Origin of the sequence: Yinghuangia seranimata, assembly GCF_029953285.1 — a bacterium.
GTDB lineage: Bacteria > Actinomycetota > Actinomycetes > Streptomycetales > Streptomycetaceae > Yinghuangia > Yinghuangia seranimata.
The window spans coordinates 1-8,077 of sequence record NZ_JASAOI010000073.1; the positions used below are offsets into that span (position 1 = coordinate 1).

Annotated in this window: 5 protein-coding genes; 4 read left to right on the forward strand and 1 reads right to left on the reverse strand. The window is 74.7% G+C overall.

All coding sequences use genetic code 11. The features are described 5' to 3' along the window. Nucleotides 1-97 precede the first annotated feature (97 nt). Nucleotides 98-1,522 carry a MocR-like pyridoxine biosynthesis transcription factor PdxR gene (pdxR, locus tag QI554_RS38360; RefSeq protein ID WP_281477203.1) on the reverse strand — a complete coding sequence of 475 codons (1,425 nt, stop codon included), beginning with the start codon at nucleotides 1,520-1,522 and terminating at the stop codon, nucleotides 98-100. A gap of 181 nt (nucleotides 1,523-1,703) precedes the next feature. On the opposite strand from pdxR, the gene QI554_RS38365 reads away from it, so the two are divergent. The 4 genes from QI554_RS38365 to QI554_RS38380 all read left to right on the forward strand — a co-directional run bounded on the left by QI554_RS38365 (nucleotide 1,704) and on the right by QI554_RS38380 (nucleotide 7,918). Then, nucleotides 1,704-2,408: a Crp/Fnr family transcriptional regulator gene (locus tag QI554_RS38365; protein ID WP_281477195.1), complete on the forward strand. Its 705-nt coding sequence runs from the start codon at nucleotides 1,704-1,706 to the stop codon at nucleotides 2,406-2,408. Nucleotides 2,409-2,460: 52 nt separating this feature from the next. Next, nucleotides 2,461-3,405 (forward strand): hypothetical protein, encoded by a 945-nt coding sequence (locus QI554_RS38370; protein WP_281477197.1) that lies wholly within the window; start codon nucleotides 2,461-2,463, stop codon nucleotides 3,403-3,405. 248 nt (nucleotides 3,406-3,653) lie between these two features. After that, nucleotides 3,654-5,969, forward strand: coding sequence for a hypothetical protein (locus QI554_RS38375; RefSeq protein ID WP_281477199.1), 2,316 nt, complete (start codon nucleotides 3,654-3,656; stop codon nucleotides 5,967-5,969). Next, nucleotides 5,969-7,918, forward strand: a complete 1,950-nt coding sequence (locus QI554_RS38380) for a hypothetical protein (RefSeq protein ID WP_281477201.1) — start codon at nucleotides 5,969-5,971, stop codon at nucleotides 7,916-7,918. The genes QI554_RS38375 and QI554_RS38380 overlap by 1 nt, the downstream gene beginning before the upstream one ends. Nucleotides 7,919-8,077 lie beyond the last annotated feature (159 nt).

Sequence of the window (8,077 nt, forward strand, 5' to 3'; positions counted from 1 at the left end):
GCGGCCCGGCCCGGGGGGGGGGGCGCGGGCCCCCCCCCCCCCGCGGGGGCCCCCCCCCCCCCCGCCGGGGGGCGCCCGCCGCCGTTTCGGCGTTCGGTCAGGCCCCCTTTGCAGGCAGGACGCGCAGCAGTGCGTCGAGCGCTCGGGGATAACCGTTGTCGGTCGGTGCCGCGTAGCCGACGACCAGGCCGTCCGCGTGCGGAGTCGCCTCCGTGGCGTCGGGGTGCCGGAACGCCGCGAGCCCGTCGAGGGCGATGCCGGCCCGGGCCGCCGCCTCGACGGTCGCCGCCTCGGTGCCGGGCGGCAGCCGCAGGACGGCGTGCAGGCCGGCGGCGATGCCGGTGACGGTGATGTGCGGAGCGTGCGCGGCGAGCGCCTCCACCAGCCGGTTGCGGCGCGCCCGGTAGATCTGGCGCCGACGGCGGATGTGCTTGTCGTAGCCGCCGGACGTGATGAACTCGGCCAGCGTCAGCTGGTCGGTCACCCCGGCCCACGCCTCGCGTTCACCCTTGGCGCGCAGCACCTCGTCGACGAGGTGGTCCGGCAGCACCATCCAGCCGAGCCGCACCGCGGGCGACAGGCTCTTGCTGGCCGAGCCGAAGTAGACGACGTGGGACGGGTCAAGGCCCTGGACGGCGCCGACCGGCTCGCGGTCGTAGCGGAACTCCCCGTCGTAGTCGTCCTCGAGGACGAGGCCGGCACGACCGCGAGCCCAGTCGACGACGCCCGCGCGGCGCTCGGCGTGCAGCGGGCCGCCGGTGGGGAACTGGTGCGCGGGGGTGAGCAGGACCGCGGACGGCCCGCCGCGCGCCGGGAGTTCGGTGGTGCGGCTGCCGTTCGCGTCCAGCCCGATCGGCAGCGTGCGCACTCCGGCCGAGGCCAACAAGGCGCGGTGGAAGGCCAGTCCGTACGACTCGACGGCGAGCGGCCCGCGCAGCACCCGGCCGCCGAACAGCAGCCGCAGGCCGTGCGCGAAGCCGGAGCACACCACGATGTTCGCCGGTGTCGTGCGGACTCCGCGCACCCGCGCGAGGTAGTCGGCGAGCGCCTGGCGCAGTTCGAGGCGGCCGCGCGGATCGCCGGGCCCGAAGGCGTCGTTGGGCGCGGCGCTCAGCGCCCGGCGGACCGCGCCGACCCACGCGGTACGCGGGAACGCGGTGGCGTCCGGCTGGCCCTGGCGCAGGTTGTGGACGACCGCGGCCGCCGGGGCCTGGCGGGCCGCGGTGGCGCGCCGCGCCGCCGGCCGTCCGGGCACGACGCGGTCGGCGACCCGGGTGCCGGAGCCCTGGCGCGCGGTGAGCCAGCCCTCGGCCACGAGTTCGGCGTACGCGTCGGCCACCGTGTTGCGCGCGACGCCCAGGTCGGCGGCCAGCGCGCGGTACGGCGGCAGCCGCGTGCCCGGCGCGAGCCGCCCGTCGCGCACGGCGTCGCGCAGTGCGCCGGCCAGCGCCGCCCGGCGGCTTCCGGTCGCGGGCAGCTCAAGATGCAGATCCGTCCCACCGGACGACAGCGAGGATCGCATAACGCTCACTTACGAAACCTATCGAACAGTCGTATCGTCGTTCCCGAACCTACTCGAAAATATCGACGAAGATCATTCCGCTTTTCCCGCAGCACGCGCGCCATACAACTATTCCGAATATCGGCCGTCGGCCGATCGTATTGGCGATATTCTCGATCGCGAGCTGCGAAGGGGAGGCGCGGTGGGGCTGTTCGGGGGCGACAGAGCCTTTCTCGACGCGCTGACTCCCTTCGAACGAGGCCGACTTCTCTCCCTCGGCACGCCGCGTGCGTACACCCACGACGAAACCGTGATCCGGGAAAACGACCGGACCGCATTCGTCGTCCTGCTGATGGAGGGCTGGGCCACGGTCTCGGTGAGCACCGAACGCGGACGGCTGATTCTCGCCCTCCGCGGAGCGGGGGAAATGGTCGGCGACATCGCCGCGGTCGACCACGGACCGCGCAGCGCGACCGTGACCGCGCTCGGCCCGCTCACGTCCCGCATCGTCCCCGCAGACCGGTTCCGGTCGTTCCTCGCCGCAAACCCGCACGCCAACATGCTCGTCATGCGCCAGCTCGCCGCCCGGCTGCGGAGCTCGGACGGCGAACGGCGCACCCTCGCCTCGCTGACCGTCCTCCAACGGGTCGCCGCGCGTCTGGCCGAACTCGCCGAACACACCGGGGTCCCGGACCGGGCCGGAACCCGCGTCGAACTCCCTTTCCCACAACACGAACTCGCGGCCGCCGTGGGCTGCACGCGGGAAGCCGTCGCCAAAGCGCTGCGGCTGCTGCGCGAGCAAGGGGTCGTCCGGACCGGCCCACGCCACCTCGAGGTCGCCGACGCCGACCTGCTGCGCCTGCTCGGCACCGGGCGCGAACCACAGGGGCGGCCGGGCGCTGTGTAAACCGCTACAGCGCCGCGCGGCCGATCCGGCCAGCCTCTTCCCAGGACAGCGAGTGGGGGTTTCCGTGTTCGACGAGGCGAAGCACCATCTGATCCTCGGCCTGGACGTGGCCGGTTCCGGCCGGCTGAGCGACCGCGCAAAGCTGCGCATGCGCGGCATCGTCTACGACGTCCTCGACGAGGCCTTCGACGCCGCGCGCGTGCTGCGGGACGAGACGACGGTCGAGGACCGCGGCGACGGGGTCCTCGCCGCCATCGGCGCGGGTGTGCCCGAGGAACGCATGGCCGGGGTCTGGCTGGACGCCGTCTACCGCGCCGTCCGCGAACACAACGAACCGCTGCGCGACCCGGTCCGGTTACGCGTCGCCATGCACGCGGGCCAGGTCCGCCGCGACGGCTACGGCCTGGTCGGCACCGCCGTCGACCTCGCGTGCCGGCTGGTCGACTGCGACACGGCGAAGGCCGTGTTGGCCGCGGCACCGGACGCCCCTCTGGTCATGGTCGCGTCGTCGTCTCTGTACGACGGTGTCGTACGGCAGGGCGGACCGGGCGTCGAACCCCAGGCGTACGCAAAGCTGCCGGTGCGGGCGAAGGAGGTCGACACCTTCGCGTGGTTCCGGGTCCCGGGCATGAGCCAACCGCCGGTCCCGACAGGATCGACGGGATCGACGGAGCCACCGGGCCCACGAAAGCGATCGGAGGACGGCGGACCCGACGACCAGGCCTCGCGCACGGACGCTCCGCGCGGGGCACGCGCAGAGTCGCGGGACGACGGCACGGACCCCCGGTCCGCAGGCGCGCCGCAGGAGGAGACTCCGCCTGCCGCATCGCGCCGGAAGGACGCTCCGACCGCGGCCCGCAACGTGTTCAACGTCGTCGGGACCAACATGGTCTTCGACCGCTCCACGATCCACGGCGGGGTCTTCGGCACCCACCCGGGTTCCGCTCCGACCGGCGCCGCAGCGCCCGACGAGGAACTCGGGGGCGGCGATGAGTGACGTGAGCCTGGGCCGAAGCAGCGGCGAAGCCGCAGGAGCCGCGCCGCGCGCAGCGCGTCCGGCATCCGATGACCAGACCGGGGGCGGCGATGAGTGACGTGGAGAGCCCGGGACGGGGCGGCGGCGAGGCTGCGGGGGCCGCACCGCGTGCGGCTCGTCCGGGGCCCGCCGGGGGCGGGCGCGGCGATGCGGGCGGGCGTGGTGACGCGGGCGGCCACGAGCCCCGTAAGGGCCAGCCGGTCGAGCCGGTGGAGCGTCCCGGGCGGTCGGGGAAGGGCGACGCCGCGCACCGCGGCGGCGCGGACAGTCCCCCCGACACTCCGCCCGACGACGCGAAGGGCACCGAGGACGCCTCCGACGACAAGGCGGGCGACCGGACCGGCGAACACGACCGTGTGGCCGACGCGCTGCGCAGCCCGCTCGCCGACGCGGCCGCCGCCCCGGGCTCGGTCGACGCGATCGGCGACGCGGCACGCACCTACCAGCAGAGCCGCAACCTCTTCAACGTGCGCGGCACGAACCTGTTCTTCGACAAGAGCACCCTCACCCACGCACAGATCGGCGGCTCGCACACCCACCACCACTACGGCGCCCAGGCCACAGCCGGCGCCTTGGTGCTCGGCCCGGTCCCGGCCGACGAGCTCGACCGGCTCGACCGCGTCTACCAGCCGGTCGAGGAGCGCGCGCGGATGGCGCAGGTGCTCGCGGAGCGCCGCCTCGTCGTCCTGTCCGGACGCCCCGGCACCGGGCGTGAGTTCACCGCCTTGTCGCTGCTGCGCAAGCACACCGGCGACCGCGTCATGCGCATGGACCCCACCGCCCTCGGCGACCTCCAGCCGGCCAGTTTCGCGGAGCGGCACGGCTACGTCGTCCGCGTCGCGTCGGACACGGACGCGATCACCGAGCTCCGCCTCGACCGGCTCCGCGCGCTGCTCAGCGACTCGAAGGCGTACCTGACCGTCGTCGTCGACGAAGCGGTCGCCGATGAGCGGGTGTTGCGCGGCCGCTACAGCGTGCCGTGCGTGCCGCCCGATCCGGAGGCGACGCTGCGCCGACACCTGGTGGCGCTCACCGTGGACGCGGACCCGGAGGCGGAGGTCTACGAGGACTACCAGGAGATCACCGACTCCGTCACGCTGGCCGCCGACCCGGAGATCCGCGAGGCGATCGGCCTCGACGAGCTTCGGCCACGCGAGACCGCGTGGCTGGCCGGCCTGCTCGAGTCCCACGCACGCGGCGCGCTCACCCGCGAGGAACTGCTCCGCGAGTGCCGGCTCTTCGCCCGCGGCCTGGTGAGCGGCTGGTTCCAGAACATCGAGTGCCGGGACGGGCTCCCGGAGGGCTTCCCCGCGCTGCGGACCGCCGCCCTGCGTATCGCGATCGCGGTCTTCAACGGCGCCTCCTACAACCAGGTCGCCGAAGCCGCCGAGCTGCTCGCCTGGGAGCTCGCCGCCACGCTGGATCCCGAACACGTCGTCGGGCGGCCCCTGTTCACCGACGACCTGCGGACCTCCCTCGCGGCGGCCCGGGCCGAGATCGTCCGGGGCGAGGAGGAGATCGGAGGCGTCGCGGTCCCCGTGCGCGCCGTCCGGTTCCAGGGCGAGGCGCTGACCGCCGCGGTGCTCGGCCACGTCTGGGACCGGTTCCACAACGTGCGCGGGCCGATCGTGCGCTGGCTGCTCGCGCTCGGCCTCGACCCGCGGCCGCAGGTGTGGGTGCGGGCCTCGCTGGCGGCCGGGCTGTTGACCGCGTTGGACTTCACGTACGGGTTCCACGAGCTGATCCGGCCCACCGCGCTGTCCGCGTCCGCGCAGAACCGGCTGTTCGCGGCGAACGCGCTCGCGCTGGCCGGCGGCGAGACCGAACTCTCGCGCGCGGTGAAGGTGCTGGTGCGCGACTGGGGTCGCGGCGACCACCCCGAGCTGCGCTGCACGGCCGCGTTCGCGCACGGCCGCGGGGTGATCGCGGGTTCGGTCGCGGCGTCCCTGGACGAGCTGGCCCGGATCGGCTGCGGCACCCCCGAGGACCTCGACGACATGCGGCTGGCCGAAGCCAGTTACGGCGTCGTGCAGTTGCTCGGCACGCGTGAGCCGGGCGAGGTCGTGGACCGGATCTGCACGTGGATGGAGGACGACCGCGTCGAGCGCCGCGACCTCGCGCTGGTGTGCGCGATCCGGATGGCCCGCACGCCCGCGTCCGAGGTGTACGACGCGCTCACCTCCCCCGTGCTCGGCGACTACGGGGAATGGCCGCTCATGCTGGCGCTCGCCGCCGCGCACGAGGACATCTACGAGCCGATCGCGGACCTCATGATGGAGGCCCTCTACCAGCCGCGTTCCCGTGAGGCCGCGCTCGAGGCGTTCGACGCGTGGGTGCGCGAAGGCGCCGAGGACCGCGTGCTCGGCGACCTGATCGCCGACTTCCTGCCGGACCTCGTCTACGACGAAAACGACTGCGATCGGCTGGTGTTCCGGCTGCTCAGGCTCATGCGGGACGCCGACGCGCCGCTCGACGTCGGGTTCGCACGCCGGTTGCGCGACGCGATCCGGAAGGAGATGGACTGATGGGCGCTGGAGAGGCCGGCAAGCCGCGGGCGGTGAAGGGCCCGTATCTCGGCCGTTGGCGGAACGCCGTGGTGCTGCCGCACGAGGAGGGCCGGGCGGCGACGGTCCGCTACTACCCGCGCGGCCAGATGCTCGTGACCTGGCCCGACGGCCACGAGGAGGGCAGCAAGCCGCTGTTCGCCAAACCGATCACCACGCACGGGATCGCCGCGGGCCGGTACATGTGCCAGTTCACCGTCGACCTCCCGGCCGCGGGTGACGCGCAGCGGTTTCCGACCGAGGTGGACGTGCACTGGGAGGTCACGCACCCCGACCAGGCCGTCCGTACCGCGGTCGAGGACCTGGAGGCGCCGCTGCGCTCCGAACTCCTGCAGCTGCTGCGGACGATCACCCGCAGGTTCCCGGTCACCGAGTCCGCGGCGGCCGACCAGGCGATCGCCGACGCCGTCGCGCTCGCGCAGCGCACCCAGCCGATCGGGGCGACGTACGGGATCCGCACGGACGTGTTCGTGCGCATCAGCCTGGACGCCGCGAGCGTCAAGCTGGCCACCACGCTCAAGGGCATCCAGGGGCAGGTGGAGGTCAGCAAGCTCAAGGGCGAGCTGCAGGGCGTCGAGCAGGACTCCCGGATCGGGCTGCAGGTCAAGCGGGTCCGGCAGATCGCCGCGCTGATCGCGGAGGGGCAGCACGCGCAGATCGCGATGATGCTCGACGACGACCCCGAGGCGCTCAAGGGCATCATCGCGATCGCCGCGGACGAGGACCGCGCGCAGCGCACCGAGGCCATGGACATCCTGAAGTACCTGGTCGAGCACGAGGCGATCGAGCCGCACCAGCTCGGTGACGCGGGCGCGATGCTGATCGCGGGCCTGCGCGGGTCCGCGCTGCGGCGGCCCGCGGTCTCCGCGCCGACACCCGCCGCGATCACCTCCGGTACGCAGCCGGACGCCGCGCGGGAGCAGGACCGCGACCCGTGGCAGGACCCGGATCCGCGGCCGCGCGCCCGGGGGCGGAGGTTCCGGGAGGGCGCCGGTGACGGCCGGCGGGCGGCCGCGCGTGACGCGTGGGGGGACGAGGTCGCCGACAGCGCGGAGGCGGAGGTGATCGACGCCGAGACCGTCGAGCCGCCGGCCCCGACCCGTGCGCGCCCCGTGCCCCGGCCGGAGCGCTCCGCGGATCCCGGGCAGGCGGAGACCGTGCCCCGGCACGTCCGCGCCGACGAGCAGGACGCCCGCACGACACGTCCCTATGAGGCGGTCGGGCCCGACGCGCCGACGCTCGACCAGTACCCGGTGCGGCCTGTGCCGTCCGCGCGGGACGGGGGACCCGCTCCGGACCGCCACCGCGAGCGCTCCGCCGACGCGTACGACCAGCGCTACGACGACCGCCGCACCGACCGGTACGAGGACCAGTACGCGGCGCGCCAGGACGGCCGCCCCGACCCGAGGTTCGCCGACCGGCGCGTGGACCCGCCCGCGTCGAGGCGCGCGGACCCGTACGACGACCGGTACGACGACAGTTACGACGCGTCATACGAGGCACCGCGCGGCCCTCAGCACCGCGACCGATCCCCCGCGCGCCCCGACGCGCCCCCGGCCCGGCAGGCGGACCGCTACGACGCCGACTACGACGACACGTACGGCGCGTACGACCGGCAGGACCAGCCCGGCGCCCGCGGCGGACCCGCGCCCGAGCGCCGACCCGATCCGCAGCGCGGCCGCGAGTACGACCGCGCCTACGACGACCGGTTCGACGACCAGTACGACACGCCGCGGCGTGGGCCGCACGGCGACCGAAGCAGCGACCAGCACAGCGAGTACGACGACCGGCGCGACGCACGCGGCCCCGCCAGGCCGACGCGTCCCGCACCGCCGCGCCCCTCCGCGCCGCCGCCGTCCGGCGGGGGCTCGTGGGCGGAGGCCTTCGACGACTGGGGGGACGACGAATGACCGGGCAGATTCACCCGGACCGGCGCGGGGACGGCCCGGCCCGCGCGCCCGGCGCCGGACGGAGGGCGCGTGCGGTGTCCCGCGCGGGGGCGCCCCGGCCCCGCGCGGGAGGCCCCACGCGCCGACGTGTCGCGGCACGGGCCGCCGGACGCGCGAGCG

Coding starts and splice junctions, on each gene's coding strand:
- QI554_RS38380 (WP_281477201.1), top strand. CDS start 5,969: ATGGGCGCTGGAGAGGCCGGCAAGCCGCGGGCGGTGAAGGGCCCGTAT.
- pdxR (WP_281477203.1), bottom strand. CDS start 1,522: ATGCGATCCTCGCTGTCGTCCGGTGGGACGGATCTGCATCTTGAGCTG.